21 protein-coding genes and 5 tRNA genes are annotated in these 24,769 nt (G+C 62.5%); 14 read left to right on the forward strand and 12 right to left on the reverse strand.

What is annotated here, in order from left to right:
• Positions 1-125 precede the first annotated feature (125 nt).
• From HXS65_RS06000 to HXS65_RS06010, 3 genes are all read right to left on the reverse strand, one after another.
• On the reverse strand, positions 126-830 hold the full coding sequence (locus tag HXS65_RS06000; RefSeq protein ID WP_141392127.1) for a glutathione S-transferase: 705 nt from the start codon (positions 828-830) through the stop codon (positions 126-128).
• An 85-nt stretch (positions 831-915) separates the two neighbouring features.
• Positions 916-1,203 (reverse strand): HlyU family transcriptional regulator, encoded by a 288-nt coding sequence (locus HXS65_RS06005; RefSeq protein WP_307722815.1) that lies wholly within the window; start codon positions 1,201-1,203, stop codon positions 916-918.
• Positions 1,204-1,559: 356 nt separating this feature from the next.
• Positions 1,560-2,822: an argininosuccinate synthase gene (locus HXS65_RS06010; protein ID WP_255303132.1), complete on the reverse strand. Its 1,263-nt coding sequence runs from the start codon at positions 2,820-2,822 to the stop codon at positions 1,560-1,562.
• A 302-nt stretch (positions 2,823-3,124) separates the two neighbouring features.
• On the opposite strand from HXS65_RS06010, the gene rnt reads away from it, so the two are divergent.
• On the forward strand, positions 3,125-3,820 hold the full coding sequence (gene rnt / locus HXS65_RS06015) for a ribonuclease T (protein ID WP_077375652.1): 696 nt from the start codon (positions 3,125-3,127) through the stop codon (positions 3,818-3,820).
• Between the two features lie 142 nt (positions 3,821-3,962).
• Here the strand turns inward: rnt and grxD are convergent, their stop codons facing one another.
• Positions 3,963-4,295 carry a Grx4 family monothiol glutaredoxin gene (gene grxD / locus HXS65_RS06020; RefSeq protein ID WP_077374932.1) on the reverse strand — a complete coding sequence of 111 codons (333 nt, stop codon included), beginning with the start codon at positions 4,293-4,295 and terminating at the stop codon, positions 3,963-3,965.
• Between the two features lie 350 nt (positions 4,296-4,645).
• On the opposite strand from grxD, the gene argF reads away from it, so the two are divergent.
• Positions 4,646-5,563 (forward strand): ornithine carbamoyltransferase, encoded by a 918-nt coding sequence (gene argF / locus HXS65_RS06025; RefSeq protein WP_077374935.1) that lies wholly within the window; start codon positions 4,646-4,648, stop codon positions 5,561-5,563.
• A gap of 149 nt (positions 5,564-5,712) precedes the next feature.
• Positions 5,713-6,792 carry an ABC transporter ATP-binding protein gene (locus HXS65_RS06030; protein WP_176493454.1) on the forward strand — a complete coding sequence of 360 codons (1,080 nt, stop codon included), beginning with the start codon at positions 5,713-5,715 and terminating at the stop codon, positions 6,790-6,792.
• Between the two features lie 181 nt (positions 6,793-6,973).
• On the opposite strand, the gene HXS65_RS06035 is transcribed toward HXS65_RS06030, so the two are convergent.
• A tRNA-Ala gene (locus HXS65_RS06035) sits at positions 6,974-7,049 on the reverse strand.
• A 73-nt stretch (positions 7,050-7,122) separates the two neighbouring features.
• Positions 7,123-7,198: transfer RNA gene (locus HXS65_RS06040), tRNA-Ala, on the reverse strand.
• A 221-nt stretch (positions 7,199-7,419) separates the two neighbouring features.
• Here HXS65_RS06040 and uvrY point away from each other — a divergent pair.
• From uvrY to HXS65_RS06080, 8 genes are all read left to right on the forward strand, one after another.
• Positions 7,420-8,085: a UvrY/SirA/GacA family response regulator transcription factor gene (uvrY, locus tag HXS65_RS06045; protein WP_077374938.1), complete on the forward strand. Its 666-nt coding sequence runs from the start codon at positions 7,420-7,422 to the stop codon at positions 8,083-8,085.
• Between the two features lie 387 nt (positions 8,086-8,472).
• Positions 8,473-10,425 carry an excinuclease ABC subunit UvrC gene (uvrC, locus tag HXS65_RS06050; RefSeq protein ID WP_077374942.1) on the forward strand — a complete coding sequence of 651 codons (1,953 nt, stop codon included), beginning with the start codon at positions 8,473-8,475 and terminating at the stop codon, positions 10,423-10,425.
• Positions 10,426-10,669: 244 nt separating this feature from the next.
• Entirely contained in the window at positions 10,670-11,218 is a 549-nt protein-coding gene (gene pgsA / locus HXS65_RS06055; RefSeq protein WP_077374945.1) for a CDP-diacylglycerol--glycerol-3-phosphate 3-phosphatidyltransferase, read from the forward strand.
• 205 nt (positions 11,219-11,423) lie between these two features.
• Positions 11,424-11,498, forward strand: a tRNA-Gly gene (locus HXS65_RS06060).
• 109 nt (positions 11,499-11,607) lie between these two features.
• Positions 11,608-11,681 (forward strand) — tRNA-Cys (locus HXS65_RS06065).
• A 385-nt stretch (positions 11,682-12,066) separates the two neighbouring features.
• Positions 12,067-12,151 (forward strand) — tRNA-Leu (locus HXS65_RS06070).
• Positions 12,152-12,466: 315 nt separating this feature from the next.
• The gene (locus HXS65_RS06075; protein ID WP_176493455.1) at positions 12,467-13,297 is read left to right on the forward strand and encodes a formate/nitrite transporter family protein; all 831 of its coding nucleotides are present in this window, start codon (positions 12,467-12,469) and stop codon (positions 13,295-13,297) included.
• A 158-nt stretch (positions 13,298-13,455) separates the two neighbouring features.
• The gene (locus HXS65_RS06080) at positions 13,456-13,887 is read left to right on the forward strand and encodes an STAS/SEC14 domain-containing protein (protein WP_167592971.1); all 432 of its coding nucleotides are present in this window, start codon (positions 13,456-13,458) and stop codon (positions 13,885-13,887) included.
• Between the two features lie 40 nt (positions 13,888-13,927).
• On the opposite strand, the gene HXS65_RS06085 is transcribed toward HXS65_RS06080, so the two are convergent.
• Positions 13,928-15,358, reverse strand: coding sequence for a hypothetical protein (locus HXS65_RS06085; protein ID WP_176493456.1), 1,431 nt, complete (start codon positions 15,356-15,358; stop codon positions 13,928-13,930).
• A gap of 293 nt (positions 15,359-15,651) precedes the next feature.
• Between HXS65_RS06085 and HXS65_RS06090 the strand changes: the two genes are divergently transcribed.
• Together HXS65_RS06090 and HXS65_RS17655 are read left to right on the forward strand one after the other, a co-directional pair.
• Positions 15,652-17,382 carry a proline--tRNA ligase gene (locus HXS65_RS06090; RefSeq protein WP_176493457.1) on the forward strand — a complete coding sequence of 577 codons (1,731 nt, stop codon included), beginning with the start codon at positions 15,652-15,654 and terminating at the stop codon, positions 17,380-17,382.
• Between the two features lie 164 nt (positions 17,383-17,546).
• Entirely contained in the window at positions 17,547-18,416 is an 870-nt protein-coding gene (locus HXS65_RS17655; RefSeq protein ID WP_308483174.1) for a lytic transglycosylase domain-containing protein, read from the forward strand.
• 121 nt (positions 18,417-18,537) lie between these two features.
• Here HXS65_RS17655 and HXS65_RS06100 read toward each other — a convergent pair whose 3' ends face one another.
• The 4 genes from HXS65_RS06100 to HXS65_RS06115 all read right to left on the reverse strand — a co-directional run bounded on the left by HXS65_RS06100 (position 18,538) and on the right by HXS65_RS06115 (position 22,801).
• Positions 18,538-20,097, reverse strand: a complete 1,560-nt coding sequence (locus HXS65_RS06100; RefSeq protein ID WP_077374959.1) for a phosphoenolpyruvate carboxykinase — start codon at positions 20,095-20,097, stop codon at positions 18,538-18,540.
• A gap of 485 nt (positions 20,098-20,582) precedes the next feature.
• Positions 20,583-21,509: an Hsp33 family molecular chaperone HslO gene (gene hslO / locus HXS65_RS06105; RefSeq protein ID WP_176493583.1), complete on the reverse strand. Its 927-nt coding sequence runs from the start codon at positions 21,507-21,509 to the stop codon at positions 20,583-20,585.
• A gap of 210 nt (positions 21,510-21,719) precedes the next feature.
• Positions 21,720-22,112, reverse strand: coding sequence for an RNA-binding S4 domain-containing protein (locus HXS65_RS06110; RefSeq protein ID WP_077374962.1), 393 nt, complete (start codon positions 22,110-22,112; stop codon positions 21,720-21,722).
• Positions 22,112-22,801, reverse strand: a complete 690-nt coding sequence (locus tag HXS65_RS06115; protein ID WP_077374965.1) for an HAD-IA family hydrolase — start codon at positions 22,799-22,801, stop codon at positions 22,112-22,114. Before HXS65_RS06115 ends, HXS65_RS06110 begins: the two co-directional genes overlap by 1 nt.
• A 215-nt stretch (positions 22,802-23,016) precedes the next feature.
• On the opposite strand from HXS65_RS06115, the gene nudE reads away from it, so the two are divergent.
• Positions 23,017-23,646, forward strand: a complete 630-nt coding sequence (nudE, locus tag HXS65_RS06120) for an ADP compounds hydrolase NudE (protein ID WP_077374968.1) — start codon at positions 23,017-23,019, stop codon at positions 23,644-23,646.
• 170 nt (positions 23,647-23,816) lie between these two features.
• Here the strand turns inward: nudE and HXS65_RS06125 are convergent, their stop codons facing one another.
• Positions 23,817-24,176 carry a hypothetical protein gene (locus HXS65_RS06125; protein WP_065392586.1) on the reverse strand — a complete coding sequence of 120 codons (360 nt, stop codon included), beginning with the start codon at positions 24,174-24,176 and terminating at the stop codon, positions 23,817-23,819.
• Positions 24,177-24,769 lie beyond the last annotated feature (593 nt).

The raw sequence follows: 24,769 nt of genomic DNA on the forward strand, positions 1-24,769 counted from the left end.
CCTGCATGCCGGTCTGCATGCCCTGTTCACACGCCCTGTTCACACGCCCTGTTCACACGCCCTGTTCACATGCCCTGTCTGCGCAGGGGGTGCAGGGGCGACGTGTCGCTCCGGTCGCTCGGGGATCAGAGGGCCAGTTCGCCACCCTTGTCCACGGCGCGCTGGAAGGCGGCGCGCGCCCGGATGCGCGCCAGCCAGTCCTGGATGTTCGGATGATTCTTGAGCCCCTGACGCGTATCGAGCGCCTGGATCGGGAAGCTCATCTGGATATCGGCACCGGTCAGGGCGTCACCGGCAAGCCAGGGGCGACGTTCGAGACAGGTATCCATGTAGGTGAGGTGCGCCTTGATTTCCGGGCTGATGAACTTGTCATTGACTCCCTTGGCCAGCAGGCGGGCGATCGGACGGAACAACCACGGCACCGGTGGCTTGTCGAGACGCGAGAACACCAGCCTGAGCATCAGCGGCAACATGGCGGAGCCTTCGGCGAAGTGCAGCCAGAAACGGTAGTCGCGCTCGGCCTGAGTCCCGGGGGCTGGCCTGAGGTGGGCACTCTCCCCACTGCCCTGCGAGCCATAGACATCGATGAGGTATTCGATGATGGCGCCGGACTCCGCGACCACGACAGGCGCTCCCGTGTCACCGGACAGCGTGGTGTCGGTGATCACCGGCGCCTTGCCCAGCGGGTGGATGTCCTTGAGTGCCCGGGGCGCACGCATGCTCCCGGCGTCACGGGCATGGATTTCCAGGCGGTATTCCAGATTCAGCTCTTCCAACAGCCACAGAATGCGCTGCGAGCGTGAGTTTTCCAGATGGTGCACCGTGATCATGTCGTCTCCCTGAATCGTGCTTCCTGAACGCAGGCTTCGATGCCGAGTTCGACGAGGATACCCGCCGGGTACCCATCACGTCGGCTCAGCGTTCGAAGATCGTGTCGCCCAGATCATCGATGGTGCGTTTCGCCTTGAGCACGGTCAGCTCCACGGCGCCGTCTTCTCCCGGCACGGTGTCGGAGCGCTCGAAGCGATGCTCCAGCGTCTCGCCCCCTTCCAGTGGCTTGCGAATCACGCCGGAGACCCGGTACTGCCCTTCGTGCTTCTGCGGCATGGCGACGATGAGGTAACCATTGTATTCGACGGCCTCCGGTTCCTTGACCGGCGCAGGCTCGCCTGCGGAAAACAGTTTCTTGAGCATTCCCAGCATGTTGAAGGATCCTTCGGTGGCCGGCCTCTAGTGTCACCGGCATTCACCTGGAAAAAGTGAAAGAAATGAGAGTTTATGATGAGACCCTCAGCATGCCACGCCCCCGTGCCGGGGGAAATGCGACCTTCCCACCAGACACTAAGCCGCATGCCATCCAGGACACGCGCACGGGCATCGCGCTGGCCGCTTGCATGGCGCGGCTTGCATGGCACGACTTGCATGGCACAGATGGCAGAACGCCGGCCCCGTCAGCAGTCCGGGGACTGCCACCAGGGCCGGCGTCTTGATGACCCGACAGACATCGTCATCGGGTCAGATGGGCAGGCGATCTCTCAGCATGCGCATCCGGTGATGCCTTACTCGATGCCACGTCCCTTGCTGGCCGCGATACGCAGGCGCAGGGAATTCAGCTTGATGAAGCCGGCAGCGTCTTTCTGGTCGTAGGCGCCTGCATCGTCCTCGAAGGTCGCGATGGAGGCGTCGAACAGTGAATCCTCGGACTGACGACCCACGACGATGACGTTGCCCTTGTAGAGCTTGAGGCGCACGACGCCGTTGACGACCTTCTGGGACTCATCGATGGCCGCCTGCAGCATGCGACGCTCCGGGCTCCACCAGTAGCCGTTGTACACAAGCTCAGCGTACTTGGGCATCATCTCGTCCTTCAGGTGAGCCGCTTCGCGGTCCAGGGTGATGGATTCGATGGCACGATGAGCACGCATCATGATGGTGCCGCCCGGTGTTTCGTAGCAGCCACGGGACTTCATGCCGACATAACGGTTCTCGACGATGTCGAGACGGCCGATGCCGTTGGCGCCGCCGACCTTGTTCAGGTACTCGAGCACTTCGTGAGCGGCCATTTCCTTGCCATCGATGGCAGTGATGTCGCCCTTGGTGTAGGTCAGGTCGATGTAGGTCGCCTCGTTCGGCGCCTGCTCCGGGCTGACGCTCCAGCGCCACATCTCTTCTTCGCACTCGGTCCACGGGTCTTCCAGCACGCCACCTTCATAGGAGATGTGCAGAAGGTTCGCGTCCATGGAGTACGGCGACTTCTTCTTGTTCTTGGCGTAGTCGACTTCGATACCGTGCTGCTCGCAGTATTCCATCAACTTCTCGCGGGAGTTCAGGTCCCACTCACGCCACGGCGCGATGACCTGGATGCCCGGCTTCAGCGCGTAGGCGCCCAGCTCGAAACGCACCTGGTCGTTGCCCTTGCCGGTCGCACCGTGGGAGATGGCGTCAGCGCCGGTCTCGTTGGCGATCTCGACCAGGCGACGCGCGATCAGCGGACGTGCGATGGAGGTGCCCAGCAGGTACTCGCCTTCGTAGATGGCGTTGGCACGGAACATCGGGAAGACGTAATCGCGGACGAAGGTCTCGCGCAGATCCTCGATGTAGATCTCCTTCACGCCGAGGGCTTCCGCCTTGGCACGCGCCGGCTCGACTTCCTCGCCCTGACCGAGGTCAGCGGTGAAGGTCACGACTTCACAGTTGTAGGTTTCCTGCAGCCACTTGACGATGACTGAAGTGTCCAGGCCGCCGGAGTAGGCGAGAACGACCTTTTGCACGTCGGACATGCTTGACTCCTGAGTTGATGCTTGTAGTTCCCGCGATGCCACCGCCCGAGGACGGGGACGCAGGTGGGGATGGATCGTACGGTCGCGAGGAAGGCCTGCCCAGCAGGTGGCCGCCCGTTGCCACTCGAATCACGATGTGGGGCCGATTATAGCGAGGCTGGCACCTCACCGATACTGCTGACAGGCGCTGTCATGGGCAGAACGGAACCTGGCGTCCCCCTGCCGGGGCCGCCCTGACGCCTGCGCCGCGACGTGTCCGTATCGCCCTGCTACAATTGCTCTCCTTGAGCGCCGGCGAGACGCACGGCGCAGCACGAGACGCAATGACGGGATTGGAGATCTTGATGACCCAGGCGAGCGAGCGCACGCTGATGGCACAACGCTTCCGTGGCTTCCTGCCAGTGGTGGTGGACCTCGAGACAGGTGGATTCAATGCCGCCGGAGATGCACTGCTCGAGATCGCTGCCGTCACGCTGACCATGGATGACGACGGCAACATGGTGCCGGATGCCACCTACGCCTTTCACGTGGCGCCCTTTGAAGGGGCCAATATCGAGCAGTCGGCACTGGACTTCACCGGGATCGATCTGGACAACCCGGTACGCAAGCAGGTGGCCGTGGCCGAGAATCAGGCACTGGGCGAAATCTTCAGCCCGATACGCAAGGCCATCAAGGCACACGGCTGCACACGTGCGGTGCTGGTCGGTCACAACGCGGCCTTCGATCAGGGCTTCCTGAACGCGGCGGTGGAGCGTTGCGGTATCAAGCGCAATCCGTTCCACCCGTTCTCATGCTTCGATACCGCCTCACTTGCGGGTCTGGTCTACGGCCAGACGGTACTGGCCCGCGCCTGCCGCGCCGCCGGCATCGAGTTCGACAACGCCTCCGCCCACTCGGCGCGCTATGACACCGAGCGCACCGCGGAGCTGTTCTGCGCGATGGTCAATCGCTTCAAGGATCTGGGCGGCTGGGATCTGGCGATGAAGGAACAGGGCATGAACGACGAGGTGCCCGCCTCGCTCGAGACGCCTGCCACCTGACAGCCAGGGACTTGCCCGGCCCGGCCGTGCATGACAGCCCTGCGAAATCGCCACACGAAAACGCCCCCGCAGCCAGGCTGCGGGGGCGTTTTGTCTGACAGGCTCCGCTCAGATCAGAACATGTCTGACCCGGGAATACCGATCACTCGGCAGCCGCTTCCTGAGCGGCCTGCTTGATCATCGGCTCCAGCTCGCCGTTCTGGTACATCTCGACCACGATGTCGCAGCCGCCGACCAGCTCGCCGTTGATCCACAGCTGCGGGAAGGTCGGCCAGTTGGCGTACTTCGGCAGCTCCGCACGGATGTCCGGGTTGTCCAGGATGTTGACGAAGGCGAAACGCTCGCCGCACGCCATCACGGCCTGGACGGTCTGGGCGGAGAAACCGCACTGCGGCAGCTGCGGCGTGCCCTTCATGTACAGCAGGATGGGGTTCTCGCCAATCTGCTTCTCGATCGATTCGATGGTGGTGCTCATGTGCAATCCTCGGACGGTGGGCGCAAGGCCCGTGAGTGTCATTCCCTCATTCTACTGAGGGTGAGCCACGAATTCAGCCCCCGATATTGCCCCAGGGCGAGATTGGTGTCTGCAGGGCAGGCCGGCGATGTCGCTGTCGGCAGGCTGACCGGCGCACGCGCGGGGCGAGGCAAGGGCTCTCGATGCCTCGCGAGACGCCTCGGCGTTGCGCCCGCCCGCTCAGCTGGCTAGGATGGCTCTTTTGACAGGCAGCGCCAATCGGGCGCCGTGATCGTCGGCGACTTCCTTCCCTCCGACGCATGGCGCCCTTTTCGATGGTGCTGCCCGAGACCCTGACAGGAGCCCGCTCGATGGCCACCCGGCACTTTCTGACTCTGCTTGACCTTTCTCCGGAAGAACTCGATTACCTGATTCAGCGCGCCATCACCATCAAGGATGGCTTGAAGAAGGAAGGTCCGGTCTACACGCCGTTCGCCAACCGTACCCTGGCGATGATCTTCGAGAAGTCCTCCACGCGCACCCGTGTGTCCTTCGAGACGGCGATGGCCCAGTTCGGCGGCCATGCCCTGTTCCTGTCGCCGCGCGATACCCAGCTGGGCCGTGGCGAGCCGATCGGTGACACCGCGCGCGTGCTCTCCGAGATGGTGGATGGCGTGATGATCCGCACCTTCGCGCACTCCGATATCGAAGCCTTCGCCGATGCCTCCAGCGTGCCGGTCATCAATGCACTCACCGATGACTACCACCCGTGCCAGCTGCTGGCTGACGTGATGACCTGGACCGAGTGCCGTGGCTCCGTGAAGGGCAAGACAGCGGTCTGGATCGGCGATGGCAACAACATGTGCCATTCCTGGATCAACGCCGCACGCCAGTTCGACTTCATCCTGCGCATCTGCTGCCCGGAAGGCTACGAGCCGGACAGCGAGATCGTCGCGGCAGCCGGTCAGCGCGTCAGCATCCACCGCGACCCGCAGGAAGCCGTCCAGGGCGCGGATCTGGTGACCACCGATGTCTGGGCCTCCATGGGCCAGGAAGAGGAGCAGCTCAAGCGCGAAGCCGACTTCGCCGGCTACCAGGTCGATGAAGCCATGCTCGACAAGGCCGCCGATGACGTCATCTTCCTGCACTGCCTGCCGGCACACCGCGGCGAAGAGATCAGCATGGGGCTGCTGGATGACCCGCGCGCCGTCGTCTGGCAGGAAGCCGGCAACCGTCTGCACGCCCAGAAGGCATTGCTCGAATTCCTGATGCTGGGTCGTCAGGACTGAATCAGTCCTGCCTGTCGCCGCCTGCATCCATGCCGGCGGCGACATCGTATGCACAGACAGGCGGGCGCGTGAGCTCAGCGCCCGCCCCTGATGCCCTCGCCGGCTGTTCCACTCGCTGCCCTTCTCGTTTTCTGGACCGACCCGCCATCATGCAACCGCTCCTGCAGATTGATTCTCTGGAATGTCGCTACGACACCACCGTGGTGACCCGTGACATCAATTTCTCTCTCAACAAGGGGGATATCGCCTGCCTGCTCGGCCCGTCCGGCTGCGGCAAGACGACCCTGCTGCGCGCGATCGCCGGCTTTGAACCGGTGGCGGTCGGTGAGATTCGCCTCGAGGGAGAAGTGCTCTCCAGCGCCACCCAGCTGACGGCGCCGGAAGAGCGACACGTCGGCATGGTCTTTCAGGATTACGCCCTGTTTCCGCACCTGAGCGTGGCGGACAACGTGGGGTTTGGCGTACGCCGCATGCCGAAGGCCGAGCGCAATGCCAAGGTAGCGGAACTGCTGACGCTGGTCGGTCTGGGGCATCTGGGCGAGCGTTTTCCGCATGAACTCTCGGGCGGACAGCAGCAGCGCGTGGCCCTGGCACGCGCGCTGGCGCCGGAGCCACGCATCCTGCTGCTCGACGAGCCGTTCTCGAATCTGGACGTGGAGCTGCGCCGTCAGCTGAGCCAGGAGGTGCGCCGGATTCTCAAGCACCTCGGCATCAGCGCGGTACTGGTCACCCATGATCAGAATGAAGCCTTCGCGATGGCGGACCAGATCGGCGTCATCCATGCCGGGCACCTGCAGCAATGGGATACGCCGTTCAATCTGTATCACGAGCCGGCCACGCGCTTCGTCGCCAACTTCATCGGTCAGGGCTACTTCATCCCCGGCACGCTGGCGGACAACGAAAGCGTCTCCACCGAACTCGGGGTGATCCGCGGCAACCGTGCCTATCCGTATGAAGCCGGGACACCGGTAGACGTGCTGCTGCGTCCGGATGATCTGGTGCTGGCTGAAGGAGAGGCGGAAACCAGTGATCTCAAGGCGCGCGTGCTCAGCGCGACCTTCGCCGGTACCAGCACCCTGTATCGCCTGGCCTTGCCGTCAGGTCGTGAGGTCGAGGCGGCCTTCAACAGCCATCACGACTATCACCCGGGGGAAGACGTCAGTCTGCGCATTCAGGCCGATCACCTGATCCTGTTCGAACGACTGGAAGACAGCGACGCGGGAATGTGAATGCTTGACCGCCATTCGCCGTGGCACTGACACGGCGAATGGCTCGGGCGAGCGCTGCTGATGCCTGCGTTACCGCAGGCGGCCGACGGCGGCCGACGACGGGGGTGGCCCTGTGAAGGGCAAGAGGCAATGAACCAAAAAAAAGCGGCCACCCCGAAGGATGGCCGCTTTTTCAATATTCTGGTGGAGCCTAGCGGGATCGAACCGCTGACCTCAACACTGCCAGTGTTGCGCTCTCCCAGCTGAGCTAAGGCCCCACTGCGCGCTCAAGTTGCGCGCCATACTTCGCAGAGTTGACCCTGCATGCCGGTATGCTGGCATCTCGTGACATGGTGGAGCCTAGCGGGATCGAACCGCTGACCTCAACACTGCCAGTGTTGCGCTCTCCCAGCTGAGCTAAGGCCCCGTGCTCACGATGCAGCGAATACTACAGACCACATGACAAGCCGTCAACCCCTTATTTTTGCAGCGATTTCCCGCGTTCACCGTCACGAAGCACGCTGATGAAGGGTGGTCATCTTGCATGCGACGCACGGGATGACAGTGGCATCGACAAGCCCATGGCCAATGGGTACATTGAAAGCCATACTAACTAACACGCCTGATGACATCTTTACTGGAGCCGCCTTGATCAAGGTTCTTGTCGCTGATGACCACCACCTGGTGCGTACCAGCATCGTCCGTACCATTGAGCTAGAGGATGGGCTCAAGGTGATTGCAGAAGCCTCGGATGGCGAAACCGCGATCAAACTCTGCCGTGAGCACAGTCCGGATATCGTGCTGATGGACATTCGCATGCCCGGCGTCGATGGACTTGAAGCCACGCGCAAGATCGTTCGCAGCCTGCCGGAAGTTCGCGTGATCGTCCTGACCGCCTATCTCGAGGAATCCTTCGCCAAACGCCTGCTGGAAGCAGGGGCCTTCGGTTTCATCTCCAAGGGCACGCCCTTCGATGAAATGATTCGCGCCATTCGCCGAGTCGCCGGTGGCGAACGCTACCTGACCCCGGAGATCGCGCAACGCCTGGTGTTCTCGGGCATGGACACCGGATGCAGCAATCCCTTCGAGCAACTCTCGACCCGCGAGATGCAGGTGGCGCTGATGATCGTCAACTGTCATCGCGTCAACGAGATCTCCGACCGCCTTCACCTGAGCCCCAAGACCGTCAATACCTATCGCTATCGCATCTTCGAGAAGCTGGGCGTGACCAGTGACGTCGAAATGACGCATCTGGCCATGCGCCATCAATTGCTCGACGACTATGCTCTCGAGGCTCGGCCACTGTCGGATTGAGCCACGCAGGCGACAGCGAAGTGATTCGCTGACGGGAAAGCCCACGGCCCGATGACACCATCCCTCAGGGGAGGCATCATCGGGCCGTGGGCTTTTTTCCGATCGTCTTGCTGGCCTTTCCTTCTCTCCACTGGCATCTCTCCACGGGCATCGCTCGCCTGGCATCTCTCGATGGGCATGGCGGCGCCCGACATCACCGGGCATCCCACCCCGCCGCGTCTCCTGCCCCCTTGCTGCGCGGGACACCCGCCCCAATCTGATCTGTTTGCCTGCCGATGCGCATTGCCCCTGAAGACAGCCACGGCACCTGAAGATGGACATGCAGCTCCCTTGATCGGGCCTTCGGCTTGTTTGATAGACTGGCGACATCTCCGAACGAGGAACCCCATGGCCAAGCAGCATCCCGATTCCACGCCACCGGAATCCGCCAACGAGTCCAACGCGAACCGCGAGCGCAGTGACGCCGCTCGGGTGTCCAGTCGTCTGATCACCAGCGATGCCTCCGCCCCGGCGGCCGAGGCGAATGATTTCGATCCGCGCCACTTCCTCAAGCATGTCAGTGATGCGCCCGGTATCTATCGCATGCTGGATACCGCCGGCGAGGTGCTCTATGTCGGCAAGGCAAAGCGCTTGAAGGCACGCCTCTCCAGCTATTTCCGCAATACCGGCCTGAATGCCAAGACCCAGGCACTGGTCGGGCGCATCGCGGATGTCCAGGTCACCATCACCCGCAGCGAAACGGAAGCGCTGCTGCTTGAGCAGACCCTGATCAAGGAGCTGCGCCCGCCGTACAACATCCTGCTGCGCGACGACAAGTCCTACCCTTACGTCTTCATCAGTCAGCATCACGACTATCCGGCGCTGGAGTTCAAGCGCGTGCGCCACAAGCGCAACGATGGCCGGTATTTCGGCCCCTATCCCAGCAGCGTGGCAGTGCGGGAATCGCTGACATTGATGCAGAAGATCTTCCGGCTGCGCAATTGCGAGGATTCGGTATTCGCGCATCGTGAGCGTCCGTGCCTGCAATATCAGATCAACCGCTGCACTGCGCCGTGCGTCGATTACATCAGCAAGCAGGATTATCGTCGCGACATGGAACACGCGGTGATGTGCCTGAACGGCCAGAGCGATCAGGTCACCGATGAGCTGAGTCGGGCGATGGAAGATGCCGCCATGCGCCTAGAATTCGAGGAGGCGGCACGCCTGCGCGATCAGGTCGCTCAGCTGCGTCGGATGCAGGAGAAGCAATATGTCGATACCGGCACCGGCAATGCCGACATTCTGGCACTCGCCGAGCGCCCGGGCGGACTGTGCATCAGCGTGCTGTCAGTCCGCCAGGGGCGCATGCTCGGAGCGCGTCATTTCTCGCCGGGCAACGGACTGGACCTCACCAGCAGCGAGCTGTTGACCGGCTTCGTCAGTCAGTACTACCTGGGTCAGGATCGCGAGATGCCCGATGAGGTGCTCACCTCACTGGCACTCGAGGATGCGCCGCTGGTGGAAGGTGCACTGAGCGAGAAAGCCGGTCGCCGCGTTCGCGTGGCGCACCAGGTACGCGGCCATCGCGCCCAGTGGCTCACGCTGGCACAGACCAACGCCGAGCAGTATCTGGCCACTCAGCTGGCCAGCCGCCAGCAGCTCTCCAATCGCTTTCTGTCATTGCGCGATGCTCTGGGGCTTGCGGAAGTGCCCAAACGCCTGGAGTGCTTCGACATCTCCCACAGCCACGGTGAGGCGACCGTGGCCAGCTGCGTGGTGTTCGATCACGAGGGCCCCATCAAGTCGGATTATCGACGCTTCAACATCGAGGGAGTGACGGCCGGTGATGACTACGCCGCCATGCAGCAGGCGCTGACGCGACGTTTCAAGCGTCTGCAGGAGGGAGAAGGCAAGCGCCCTGACATCCTGCTGGTCGATGGCGGCAAGGGTCAGCTCAACATGGCGCGTGAGGTCTTCGTGTCGCTCGGCGTGACCGACATCATCCTGCTCGGGGTCGCCAAGGGCACCACGCGCAAGGCCGGCCTGGAGACGCTGTTCATCGAGACGGTGCATGACACCCTGGATCTCGACAGCCATTCACCGGCGCTGCACTTGATCCAGCATATCCGTGATGAATCGCACCGCTTCGCGATTGCCGGCCACCGCGCCAAACGTGACAAGGCGCGCCGCACCTCGAGTCTCGAGGGCATCGCGGGGGTCGGGCCCAAGCGCCGCCGGGAACTGCTCAAGTTCTTCGGGGGACTCCAGGGGGTCAAGCAGGCCTCCAAGCCGGAACTGGCGCGGGTGCCCGGCATCAGCGAATCCCTTGCCGAGGTGATCCATCAGGCACTGCACGGCTGACCGATCATGCAGCAGGGGATACATCGACACCCCACGCCGACCTCTGTCACCCTCAGCCTGCCGCACAGGCAGGGGTAACGGAAGTCGGCTTGAATATCCTGCGGTTTGGCATGGCTGAATACCTCACCGGCAGGCTAGAATAGACGACTTGTGCGGCGCTAGCGGAGCGATCTGCCCTTTCGGGGCGTCGCCCTTGATTTCGCCCAGCCACCCGACGCTTCATGCAAGGACTCGTGCCGTCACGATGAGCATTCCCAATATCCTGACTCTGATCCGCATCCTGTTCATTCCGCTGCTGGTGGTGTGCTTCTATCTGCCATATGACTGGAGCCTGCCCGTCACCGCCCTGCTGTTCGCCCTGGCGGCAGTGACCGACTGGTTCGATGGCTATCTCGCGCGACGCTGGAATCAGACGACGCCCTTCGGCGCCTTCCTGGACCCGGTGGCTGACAAGCTGATGGTCGCCGTGGCATTGGGGCTGTTGATCGAACGCTACGACAGCCTGTGGATGACGATTCCCAGCTTGATCATCATCGGTCGCGAGATCGTCATCTCCGCACTGCGCGAATGGATGGCCGAGATCGGCAAGCGCGGCAGCGTGGCAGTCTCATGGGTCGGCAAGCTGAAGACCGCTGCCCAGATGCTCGCCCTGTTCATGCTGCTGTACTTCTCCCCAGGCAGTCTCGGGGGCGATGCCGGCCTCGGCCTGCTGTATATCTCCGCTGCCCTGACGTTGTGGTCGATGATCAGTTACCTGCGTGCGGCATGGCCGGAACTGATACGTTCCGTCTGACACGTGGCACATGTTCAGCATGACGAATGCTCAGCACGACACGGGCCCAGCAAATTGCCCGACTGGCAGAGGCCAGTTCTCGAGACGCCCACCCGCCCTTTCGGCAGGTGGGCGTCGTCGTTTCCGACCACCAGGTCTGCGAGACATTTTTTCATTAACTGTTTGACAGCATGGGAATTATCCGTATAATTCGACCTCGAGTTCAGCGGGAATAGCTCAGTGGTAGAGCACAACCTTGCCAAGGTTGGGGTCGCGAGTTCGAATCTCGTTTCCCGCTCCAATGAAACAGGTGGCCTTGACGGCACTTCGACATTGACTCAATTCTCTTGCGCAACGCGCAGAGAAACCTCGGATCAGACATCAGTTTCGACTGACATCTCGATCATTGAGGCTGGATGGCAGAGTGGTCATGCAGCGGACTGCAACTCCGTGTACGCCGGTTCGATTCCGACTCCAGCCTCCATTTCAGAACGCCTGACATCCCCTGTCCTGCACTGAAATGGACAAGACACCTTCCCTCCTGGTCGTCTTGCTTTTCTACTTTATCCATCTCGTTTCATCTGTTGAATCACTGACACTCCCTGTCGGTCTTCTCTGATTTTCGCCTTCAGTACCTGCATCATTTCCCGCTGGTCTTTTCATTCCTCATCCTTGCCTGAACCCCTGTCGCACACGTCTTGTGCAGAGGATTCATTGCGCCTGTCCGCTCTGATGCCCGAACGCGCGTCATGTGCACCACTGCCCTCAGTGATGAGGCAAAGGGATTGCAGAACAATCAGTTAACCCTCGTATGTCACGCATTAAAGTTGACCTTGTTCTGAAATATGCTAAGTTATGCGCCAGTCTGCGCGGCCATGGTGGAATCGGTAGACACCGGAGACTTAAAATCTCCTGCCTTCGGGCGTGCCGGTTCGAGTCCGGCTGGCCGTACCATCGCTTCAGGCAGCACCACGCCAAGCAAGACAGACTCAAGCAGCATTCAAGAGCGTCGCCATGTCATGTTCATCATGTCCGGGCGGCGCTTTTTCATGCCTGTCGTGCAGAAACCTCGCCAGACGCCACCTCCTGCTGAGCTGCCATTACCTGCTCGATACTCACCGCCAGGTGCCCTGTGCAATTGAATTGGCTTCTCTGCTCCCCAAGGTCTATTTCCTCTGAGCCCACGTGAGTGTGCATCATCTCATTGCCGCCCCACCTCATTGCCGCCCACCTCATTGCCGCCTCATGAAATGGCCGAAGGAACTCCCCATGTCCGACGATTCGCCCCACCGCCCTGCCGCCCAGTTCATCGCTTCCCGTGATGTGGCACAGGAAATCTGTCGAGAAGCCTGCGAACACATCCATACCCTGTCAGCCCCCCGCATTCTGGTACTGGCCATGCTGGGCGGCGCCTTCATCACCATGGGGGCGCTGTTTTCCATCCTGCTGTCGACCGGGGTCGAGACACATGGCTTGCAGCTGCTGCTTCAGGGGGTCGGGTTCTCGGTCGGCTTCTTCCTCGTCATCCTGACCGGCGCCGCCCTCTTTACCGAGGCCAATGTCATCCTGCCGGTCAGTGCGCTCAACTGCTCCCGCAGTGACATGCTGCGGCGCGGCCTGAAGTTCTGGGTACTGGCCTGGATAGGCAATCTGCTCGGCACGATGCTGACAGGCTGGGTGATCTCGGTGGCACAGGTCTACTCCCCCCAGCACTATCAGCTGCTGGCCGAACTGGTGGCGAAGAAGATGCACTATCAGCAGACAGGAGGTGCCGAAGGTTGGTTCTCGCTGGTGCTGTCGGGAATGCTGGGCAACTGGATGGTCGGGATGGCGGCATTTCTCGCCGTGATGGGCAGGACCATCATCGACAAGTTCGTGCCCATCGTGCTGGCCGTCAGTCTGTTCGTGGCAGGCAACTTCCAGCACAGCCCGGCCAACATGGCCTATTTCTCGATGATCATGCCGACGGGAGAAGGCCCCGGCTGGTGGGACGCCATGCGCTGGAACATCCTGCCGGCAGGCATCGGCAACCTGCTGGGCGGCAGCCTGCTGGTCGCGCTGCCATTGTGGTACGGACTGCGTCCGAAACGGTGTGAGTGACAGGCCGGGGTACGCCGTCATGGCGCTCTCCCCATGATGCTGGCGCGCAGATGCGCCTGCTGCGATGGCTACATGCGACTACACTGAAATGTGTCACATCGCTGTCAGAGTGGCTGTGTGACCCACTCCCCCACCACGCTCACGTGCAGGAGCCCAACATGCTGACATTGCTCAAGAGTCCCGCTGATCACGTCGTCGCCCTGCGGCTGGAAGGCAGCATCGATCAGGCGTCGCTCGCTCCCGTGATCCGCGAATGTGATGAGCGCCTCGCGCGCCATGAGCGCATCTCGTTGCTGGTGGAAATCGAGCGCTTCGGGCTGATCACGCCGGCAGCGCTGCTCAACGATATCGGCTACGCCCTGCGTCATCTTGGCGACTTCGAACGCGAGGCCATCATCAGTAAGGCCGAGTGGTTGCGTCACGTCACCGAATTCAGCAAGCATCTGGTGCGCTCCATCGAAGTCCGCCACTTCTCGCCTGCCGAGCGAGAAGCCGCCTATGCCTGGGTGGCCGAGTCACCCCGTGGCAGCACTCCGAGCACCGATCCGCACGCCTCGGCAGAAGCCCGCCATCAGCACGACGAGGCCTGACAGCCTCCAGTCCGCACCTTGCTCCCTCGCCCTGCGGCTTTCAGGGCAAGGTGCGGGTCAGCACCAGTCCCGCCAGCAGCATCACTCCCATCGCCATGGCCCACAGCGTCATCGCGCGCTCCACGGCGGGACGCTCAGGCACACGCAGCAGCTGGTACACAGTGATCAACGGCAGCATGTAGCGCGTCTCGATCAATTCCCGCGTGCAGATCATCAGCGCGAGCATCACCAGCAGCAGCCCACCATGCCCCAGTCTCAACGGTGCTCTCAGCCACCAGAAGGCCACGCTGGTGGACATCAGCAGGGTGATCCAGCGCGCGACCGGGTGCTCGTTCCACCACATCAGCCAGACATTGCGAATCGTCCAGCGCTGGAAGTTGTAGTCATGGGTCAGCTCGAAGCTCATTGCCAGCACCAGCCACAGGCCGACCGCCAGCAGCAGCAACAGCATTTCTCGCCGCCATCCTTCCCGCGAACATGCACGCTTCATCCCCTGCCATTGACGCGGCAGGTCCGAAAGCCACAGCGGCAGGAACACCATGCCGATCACCGCCAGGTAATAGCCGAGATTGCCGGTGTGCCAACCGGCCTGATGGCGCGTGGTGTCTCCCATGGCGATGCCGCCATTCCAGAGAAGGAAGCCGAGAAAGGCGACCACCGGTAGCCCGAGCACCCACCACCAGTTGATGAACAGTGCCCACCAGGTGGAGAGCCGAGAGAGCGGCGCGCGCAAGGGAGTCGCCAGTCCTGCCATCCGCGCCTCGCTCACGGCCTTGTGATGGGTCAGACACAGCAGCAGGCCGCCCCACAACCCCAGCAGCACGATGCTGTCCTGACGCAACCCCAATCCCGCCATGATCAATACCAGCAGCAGCAGACGCTGTTCTCGCACCAGTGCGACGAGCTGCAACGCGACCAGCGCGATGATCCAGGGGTCGGTATACACCAGCGCCAGATAGGGAAAGATGATCGGCAGCCACAGCCACTGCCAGCACTGACGGCTGGCCTGGTGACGAGCGTCGTGCGCCTCCAGCGAAGGAGCGAGACGCCGGTAGCCCTGCGGCAATGCCCGCCAGAGGAGGAACGCCATGACGCTGAAGCCCACCAGCGAAAGACCGCGCACCCAGTCCACCGACGGCATCTGTGGCCAGCGTCCCGTCATGGTGGCTGTCGCCAGCGGCAGATTCAGCCAGTCCCCGAGCGTCTGAAGCGTCATCAGTACCAGCGCCATGCTGGCGTGATAGAGCGTCAGCGTGGTCAGCTTGGGATGCTGATGCCAGTCGCCCTCCAGAAACTGGCGGATCTGCGCGAAATGGACTCCCTCATCGACGAAGGGAATCGGCAGATGGCGGCTCACCAGCCACAGGGAAAGCCCCAGACATGACACCAGCACCATCAGCACCAGAGCGGTCCGCCACCGCGGGTGTCGTCTGACGGGCGCGCATCCTGCGTGATGATCCTGTGACGCCATGTCCACCTCTCCTTGTGCGACCCTCCCCGTCACCTGACGAGGCAGTCTTCGTCCTGCAGTGCCCTCACGCCTCTGACACAGGACGCCCTGCGCCCTGCACCAGTATCGGCAGGCCGGCGCACTTTTTTCCAGTCTGTCGCAGCACTTTGCCCCACAAAGCCTCGCGGCAGTACAATGCCCCCAGTCTGCTTCGCTGATACGCCCGCCGTTGGCGTGCCGAAGTCCTGCCTGTTCTTGCTTCGCGATTGCGAAGCGTACCGATCAAAGCGACAAGTCGAGGGATCGCTGAGCCCATGCGTGCCAGTCAACTGCTGATTTCCACTCTCAAGGAAACCCCGTCCGATGCTGAAGTCATAAGCCACCAGCTGATGCTGCGTGCCGGCTTCATTCGTCGCCTGACCTCCGGGCTCTACACCTGGATGCCGCTGGGTCTGCGCACCATGCGCAAGGTCGAGCGCATCGTCCGTGAAGAGATGGACCGCGCCGGTGGCCAGGAAGTGCTGATGCCCGCCGTGCAACCTGCCGAGCTCTGGCAGGAATCCGGTCGCTGGGAACAGTACGGCCCGGAGCTGCTGCGTGTCGTTGATCGTCATCAGCGCGACTACTGCGTCGGCCCGACCCACGAGGAAGTCATCACCGACCTCGCGCGTCGCGAGCTGAACAGCTACAAGCAGCTGCCGGCCAACTTCTATCAGATCCAGACCAAGTTCCGTGACGAGATTCGTCCGCGCTTCGGTGTGATGCGCTCCCGTGAGTTCATCATGAAGGATGCCTATTCCTTCCACCTGAGCGAAGACTCGCTCAAGGACACCTATCAGGTGATGTACGACACCTACGTGCGCATCTTCACGCGCCTGGGTCTCGACTTCCGCCCCGTCATTGCCGACAACGGCTCCATCGGTGGTACCGGCTCCCACGAATTCCACGTGCTGGCCGATTCCGGAGAAGACGCCATCGCCTTCTCTACCGGCTCCGACTTCGCTGCCAACATCGAGAAGTGCGAGGCTCTGCCCGCACCGCTGGGCGAGACGCCGCAACGCGCCGCACCGACTCAGGACATGCAGCTGGTCGATACGCCGAATGCCAAGACCATCGCCGCCCTCGTCGAGCAGCATGGCCTGGCCATCGAGAAAACCGTCAAGACGCTGATCGTCAAGGCAGCCGAAGGTGTCGAGGGAGGGCTGGTCGCGCTGATGGTACGCGGTGATCACGAGCTCAACGAGATCAAGGCCGAACACCTGCCACAGGTCGCCGAGCCGCTGACCATGGCCAGCGACGAGGAAGTGCGTGCCGCCGTCGGCGCTGGCTTCGGCTCGCTGGGTCCGGTGGGACTCGAGATGCCGATCATCATCGATCGCAGCGTCGCTCTGATGAGCGACTTCGGTGCCGGTGCCAACATCGAAGGCAAGCACCACTTCGGCCTCAACTGGGAGCGCGACCTGCCGCTGCCGGAAGTCGCCGATATCCGCAATGTCGTCGCGGGTGACCCGTCACCGGACGGTCACGGCGTGATCGACATCGCGCGCGGTATCGAGGTGGGTCATATCTTCCAGCTGGGCACCAAGTACTCCGATGCCATGAACGCCACCGTGCTCGACGAGAACGGCAAGGCCAAGCCGCTGTGGATGGGCTGCTACGGCATCGGCGTGACCCGCGTGGTGGCCGCGGCCATCGAACAGGGCAACGACAAGGGCGGCATCGTGCTGCCGGAAGCCATCGCGCCCTTCCAGATCGCCATCGTGCCGATGAATGCCCACAAGTCCGTGCGCGTCAGCGAGACCTCCGAGCGTGTCTATCAGGCGCTGACCGCCGCAGGCTACGATGTCCTGCTGGATGATCGTGATCTGCGTCCGGGCAACAAGTTCGCCGATGGCGAACTGCTGGGCATTCCGCATCGTCTGGTGATCGGTGATCGCGGCCTCGACAACGGCGAGTATGAGTACAAGGGCCGCACGGACGCGGACGCGACCATGGTCCCCGTCGACAACCTGATGGACTTCCTGGCCGAGCGCAGCAGCAAGTAAGCCTCAGGCGCCGCCCAGGGCGCTTCCTTGACGCGAAGCACGACAGCCCGCTCCCCTCTCGGGGGCGGGCTGTCGTCGTTTCAGGCGGCTGATTGACTGGGGCATTAACGTCAACGCCGCGAACACGGCATAATGCCGGCATGACCGATACGCAGGGACTGCGCATGACCACACCACGCCCCGAAGGCGCTCGTACTCCACACCACCAACGCCTGCTCCGCCACCTGGCGGGAGCAGCCTGTCTCGTGGTGGGCAGCATGGTAGCCATGCTGCAGAGCGCGCCCCTCCATGCTGCGGCCGCCATCCCCGAGCACGGCCTCTCTCCGGCACTGCGTGAAAGCCTGAGAGAAGCGCTGGCAGAGCCTGAAGCCTTCGACGACCCCATCGATGCCCTGCACTGGGTACTGAGCATGCAGCAGCGTCTGGAGCGCTACATGCCCGATCGCGCCGCCCGGATCGACCTGCTGCGCAAGATCCGCCGCGAAGCCACCCGCACGGGGCTGGCACCGGAGCTGATTCTGGCCGTGATCCAGGTGGAAAGCGCCTTCAAGCCGACGGCGGTATCCCATGCTGGCGCACGAGGGCTGATGCAGGTGATGCCATTCTGGAAGCGCGAGATCGGCGAGCCGGGTGACAACCTGCTCGACCAGGACACCAGCCTGCGCTACGGCGCCACCATCCTCGCCCACTACCTCAAGCGTGAGAAGGGCGACATCACCGATGCACTGGCCCGCTACAATGGCAGCCTCGGCAAGACCTGGTACCCGGAACGGGTGATGCGCGCCTGGACCACCCGCTGGTGGTATCAGGCCCCCGCTCCCTTCGTCGCCGAGCGCCTGCCGGACAATGAAATGCCCGGAGAGAACACGCCCGAGCTTCCTGATACGACCCACGACGAGCGCAGGATGGCAACACAGGACGCCTTGGCGACGGAGGCCATCCTGAGCGCCAATACCACCGGCAACCCGCTGTCAGACGAAGAGGCGCTGGATGCGCCTGCCAGTCGCTCTCTGGCCGCCGGTGGCAGCCCCTGAGTCACGCCATGTCGCAGCCGTGATCCCAAAGCGGTGTCATCGCTGTCCGGACATGAAAACGCCTCGCTCGGTCACCCGAGCGAGGCGTTTTCATCTGGCGTATCGCGAGAACGGTGGTCGATCAGACCAGCGTCGGGCCCGCCGCGATGATCGCCTCATCCACTCCGGCGAACTTCTTGAAGTTCTCGACGAACTTGGCGGACAGGTCACGCGCCTTGCTGTCATAGGCAGCGCGGTCTTCCCAGGTCTCGCGCGGGTCGAGCAGGCTGGAATCGACGCCCGGCACACGCACCGGCACATCCAGGTTGAGCACGTCGATGTGACGCGTCTCGATATCGGCGAGTGCGCCGTTCTGGATCGCGCTGATGATGCTGCGGGTGGTCGGGATGGAGAAGCGTGAGCCGCCCTCTCCGTAGGCACCACCGGTCCAGCCGGTGTTGACCAGATAGACGCGCGAGCCGAACGCCTCGATGCGCTTGATCAGCAGATCCGCGTACTCACGCGCCGGGCGCGGGAAGAACGGCGCGCCGAAGCAGGTGGAGAAGGTCGCCTCGAGACCGGCGGTGGAGCCCATCTCGGTGGAGCCGACCTTGGCGGTGTAGCCGGACAGGAAGTGATAGGCGGCCGCCTGCTTGCTGAGCACGGACACCGGGGGCAGCACACCGGACATGTCGCAGGTCAGGAAGACGATGGCATTCGGCTCACCGGCACGATTTTCCGGCACGCGCTTCTCGATGTGCTCCAGCGGGTAGGCCGCACGCGAGTTCTGGCTGAGAGTGTCATCGCCGTAATCCGCACCGCGACGGTCGTCCAGCACCACGTTTTCCAGCACGGCGCCGAACTTGATGGCATTCCAGATGACCGGCTCGTTCTTCTCGGAGAGGTCGATGCACTTGGCGTAGCAGCCCCCTTCGATATTGAAGACGGTGCCTTCGCCCCAGCCGTGCTCGTCATCGCCGATCAGATGGCGCGCCGGATCGGCGGACAGAGTGGTCTTGCCGGTGCCGGAAAGACCGAAGAACAGCGTGGTCTCGCCGTCATCACCGACATTGGCGGAGCAATGCATCGGCAGCACGTCCTTTTCCGGCAGCAGGAAGTTCTGCACCGAGAACATGGCCTTCTTCATCTCGCCGGCATAGCGCATGCCAGCCAGCAGAACGCGACGACGTGCGAAGTTGATCAGCACCACGCCATCGGAGTTGGTGCCATCGCGCTCGGGCTCACACACGAAGTGCGGCGCGTTGAGGATGGTCCACTCGCTCTTGTCCTTGGCATTGAAGCTGTCCGGACGCACGAACATGGTACGCGCGAACAGGTTGTGCCACGCCGTTTCCGTGGTGACACGAATCGGCAGGTAATGCTCGAGATCGGCGCCGACGTGCAGTTCGGACACGAAGCTTGTCTGCGCACCGAGGTAGTCCTCGACCCGGTCCCACAGCGCGTCGAAACGTTCAGGGCTGAACGGGCGGTTGACGCTTCCCCAGTCAATGGCGTCCGAGGTGGACGGCTCATCGACGATGAAGCGGTCGTTCGGGGAGCGACCACTGCGAGCCCCCGTCTCCACGACCAGCGCGCCGTTGTCGGCCAGACGTCCTTCGCCGCGAGCCACTGCCAGCTCGATCAGCTCTGCGCTGCTGAGATTGGTGTGAGTGGTCACCGCACTGTCTTGATGCTTGCTCATTCGCGTCTCCGCGGCTCAGGGCCGCCCTCTCTCTTGATGGCTCTTGCCAGATGCCGGCGGTACATGCCGCAGGCTTATTTTGGGGTATCGAACGATGCTGCCGGAATCGACCATGGCCTAAAGGCCATGTTGCCGCAACGGAGCGTCCAGCCCCGTACTGGCAAGGCATTATGGCAAAAAGGGACTCGGGCGGAAACGCTGATTGCTGCAACGCCCGACAGCGCATTGACTGACACTCGAGACGCGAAATGTCCGACAATTTCACCTCGCTCGGCTGCCCACCCCTGCCGCTGGCCTCATGATGGGCGTCCCTCCTGCACTCCTGCCCCTCCTGCCCGTCGTCGACAGCACCTGCCCATCGACAGCACCTGCCCATCGACAGCTGCTGCGCATCGACAGTCTCCGCCCGAGACTCCGGCCAACACTGCCCGAGCTGACGCAAGGCAGGCCAACAGGCCGCGCTGGCGCCAGCGCGATTGCTGGACTCAGTGGACGATCGGGCTGCCTGCGGCCGGGTCTTCGATGATGGCTTCAACTTCCGCGGCATTGAAGGAATACCGGGTATGGCAGAAGTGGCATTGCGTGGCCAGCTCACCATGTTCAGCGACGATCTGGCGCAATTCGTCCGCGGCGATGCTGTGCAGTGCCGCGCCGAGACGCTCACGAGAACAGGTACAACCGAAACGCAGCGCCTTGGGTTCGAAGATGCGCACGGTCTCTTCGTGATAGAGACGGTGCAGCACGTCCTGCTGATCAAGCACCAGCAGTTCTTCGGCCTTGAGGGTGTCGGCGAGATGGACGACTCGCTCCCAGGCATCGGGGTCCTTGTTGGCATCGTCGTCAGGCAGCTGCTGGAGCATCACGCCACCGGCACGCTGTGCATCGGCCATCAACCACAGACGCGTCGGCAGCTGCTCGGACTGACTGAAGTAGCTTTCCAGGCAGCCGGCGAGGCTGTCCTGATCGATCGCCACGATCCCCTGGTAACGCTTGCCGTCACGCGGGTCCAGCGTGATGACGATCTGCCCCTGCCCCACCAGGGCCTGCAGCGTGGCTTCATCGGTCGGCAGCACGTCCTCGTCACTGAGACGGGCAATGGCACGCAGCTCACCGCCGGGATTGGACTCGGCCATCAGCTGACGCACGATCCCCGTGCCGCGCACTTCCAGTGTCATGGTGCCATCCAGCTTGATGGTCTCGGTCAGCAGCGCCACCGCTGCCAGCATCTCGCCCAGCTGGCGCGAGATGGCCTGGGGATAGGCATGACGATCAAGGACTTCGGCATAGGCCTTGTCCAGGGTGACGATCTCGCCGCGCACATTGGTGGCGTCGAACAGGAATCGCTGGATCTGATCGAAATTCGGCGCCGTCTCTTCGTGGGCGTCGCCGGCTTGCTTGTCAGGGTCTTGCATGTCGTGATCACTCATTGGGGGCTCCTCGAACCGAGCCATCGCGGCCATCAGCTCGTGGACCACGAGCGACGGACCGCGATGAACCTCGGCGACGACGCAGGCCTGCCTCGGCTTCGGCACCGAAGGCCGGGCCGTGCGTCATGAATTGGGTAAGTATCAACGTGACGTCCACAGGCTTTCCCCCCGCAAGGGTGGCGAGAGCCTGTGTCGTCAGCTTTCGGAATCCTGGCGCTGGAAGCGATGGATGCTGCGCCGCTGCTTCTTGTCGGGACGTCCCACGGGCGGGCTCATGCCCTGATTGCCAAGGCGACGCACCTCGGCCTCCCGTTCGCGGCGCGCACGCGACTCCTGCGTCTCCTGATAGAGTGCCTGCGCCTGGGGGGCGCCACGGCGCTGGTCGCTGAGTGCCAGCACTTCGACCACCAGCCGATCCCAACCTTGCGGCACTTCGATCAAGGCGCCGACCTCGACGGTCTTGGACGTCTTTACCTTGCTGCCGTTGTACTGGATCTTGCCACCTTCAATGGCTTTCTTGGCCATGCCGCGCGTCTTGAAGAATCGCGCCGCCCATAGCCACTTGTCGATGCGTACCTGGTCACTCATCAAGACTCCTTGCGCTCCTCGTGTTCCAGATGAAGGCCGCCACCCGCCGTCAGCACGGCAAAGCCGTCCAGTCCGTGCACGTGCTCGAAGTCACGCGCTTCGCGCTTCGAGTCCGGCTGACGCACGCCCAGCAGATGCGCGATACCGTAGGTGCGCGCACTCTCCAGCACCTGGGGATTGTCATCGATGAACAGGGTACGTGCCGGCTCGAAGGGCTCGATCTCGTTGAGCCGATGCCAGAAGGCCTGCTCCTCCTTGGCGTGTCCGAGATCCGCCGAGGAGACGACGGCATCGAAGTAATCGCCCATGCCGGTCAGACCGAACTTGAGCTCGATCCCGTGACGGTCCGCGTTGGTCGCCAGTACCACGCGCTGCGGTTGATCCCGTAGCCAGGCGAGAAAGTCCTCTGCCTCGTGGCGATACCCGATCAGATGCTGCACCTCACGCTTGAGCGCGACAACATCCAGCTTCAGCTCGCGGCTCCAGTAATCGAGGCTGTACCAGTTGAGCGTGCCGGATTCGCTGATGATGCGCGCCTTGAGGTCCGCCTGCAGCGCGCTATCGAGACGATGCAGCTCACAGTAGCGGCGTGGCAGGTGCTCCAGCCAGAAGTGGCTGTCGAAATGCAGGTCCAGCAAGGTGCCATCCATGTCGAGCAGCACGGTGTCGATCGTGGTCCAGTCAATCATCGGTAGTCTGTCAGCCGGCGGGGAATTTGGGGTTGTATAGTGTAAAGCATGGTCCTGCGCTGCGCATGTGCCCACATGGGACATCAGCGATGCCGGCAAGCTCACGACAATTGCCCTGCCCGGCACAGCCTGCCACGATGGGCGCGACAGCTTGAGGCTCGGGCATGACCGCCTGCCCGGCGCCCGCTTCTTGATCTCTGCCTTGAGGACTTCCGATGGATGATGCGCCACGCCCCGATCACTCGACCATCGGGCACTACGCCGATGGAGACGCGCTGACACCCCCCCGTATCGACTCGCGACGCGAGGTGGCTCGCTCGCGGCTGTTTACCGTCGAGGCGCTGGAACTGACCTTCTCGAATGGCGCGACGCGCAGCTTCGAGCGTCTCAAGAGTGGTGGCCATGGTGCGGTGATGATCGTCGCCATGCCAGACCCGGATCACGTACTGCTGATCCGTGAATATGCCGCCGGGCCGGAGCAGTACGTGCTGACCCTGCCCAAGGGGCTGATCGACCCCGGCGAAGACCCGGTGACCGCCGCCAACCGTGAACTGATGGAGGAGTGCGGTTTCGGCGCTCACGACATCGAGCCGCTGGCCGAACTGAGCCTGGCGCCCAACTACATGGATCACCGCATGAACGTCATGCTGGCGCGTGACCTGTACGAGAAGCGTCTGCCGGGGGATGAGCCGGAACCTCTGGTCGTCGAGCGCCACCGCCTCGACGAGCTGCCGGCATTGCTGGCACGCGAGGACTTCCACGAGGCGCGGGCCATCGCCGCCCTCTTCATGGCCAGGGAACGCCTGCTGGCCGGCGAGGAGCTCCATAGCCCCGACTGGTGGTAAGGCGTCGGCCCTGCCCTCTCGCGCTGTTCTTCAGACAACGACAAGCCCCCGCCAATGGCGGGGGCTTGTCGTTTCACCCGTGATGTCAGTGGACGGATCGTGCTGGCGACCTGCCCGGACACACCACGAGATCATGCCGTACCCGAGTCATCCTCGGGATCAGAAGACGTTCACTCGGTCTTCATGCTGCCATCGGCAGTGTTGGCCGAGCCGGACTCCGGGCTCACACCCATGTGGTCCTCGCCTTCGTCCATCACCTTGCCGTGCTTGGCGGATTCAGACTGTGCGGTCCCACCTTCCACCATCATGGAATCCTTCTTGGTGTTGGCAGAACCACTTTCGGTATTGCGTTCGGCATCGTCTTGCACCATGCCACCTTCATGGCCAGCGGCAGTGCCACCCTCTACCTTGGTGGAGTGAGCACCGGTATTGGCGGAACCGGTGTTGCTGGATTCGTGGTGATCGGCATAGGCAGCGGCGGTCGGCAGTGCAAAGGCAGTTGCGATGAGTGCAGCAGTCAGCTTGTTCATGATCCATCCTCCAGTAGCGGTCTGATGCAAAAGACGAGCAGATGATTCACTCGACCGTTGCCGTTGAGCCGCGGCATGCATCGGGATCGAAGTGATCCTCTGTCATCCGGGCCAGGCAAGACGACGGGCGAGCGATTCACCTGCGTCTTGCGGATAAGGGTTGCCAAGACATCCTGTCGTGACATCGTCAGAGCTCGTGATCACTCGAAAACCGTCACTAGAGTTGTACCGTGAAAGCGTGACGAGCTGGCGAGTGATGACATTGATCTAATTGAGCGTGTTCCATCACACAGCGTCTGATGCCTAAAGATATGGAACTACTTGGGCTGAGTTTCAAGCACAGGAAGGAAAGAAAAATGATCTGCCAGAGAATTACTTGTACAAGAGTGAATTGTCGCGTCGCGTTTAATTAGCGCACACCCCGCTCCAGGACAGCACGGCAGCAGGCTCCAGCCCGACGATGCAGCCATCCAGTGCGATCGGATGCCCAGGATTCGCTTGCAGTATTTTACTCAACGAAACATTTTGTAACTCTGTTTGAGAAGCAAGGACACTTCCTCGCGGCCACTCGCAGTGCACAGCACCATCCTCTC

This window comes from Cobetia sp. 5-25-4-2 (assembly GCF_013374075.1).
In the GTDB taxonomy this organism is placed as follows: Bacteria; Pseudomonadota; Gammaproteobacteria; order Pseudomonadales; family Halomonadaceae; genus Cobetia; species Cobetia marina.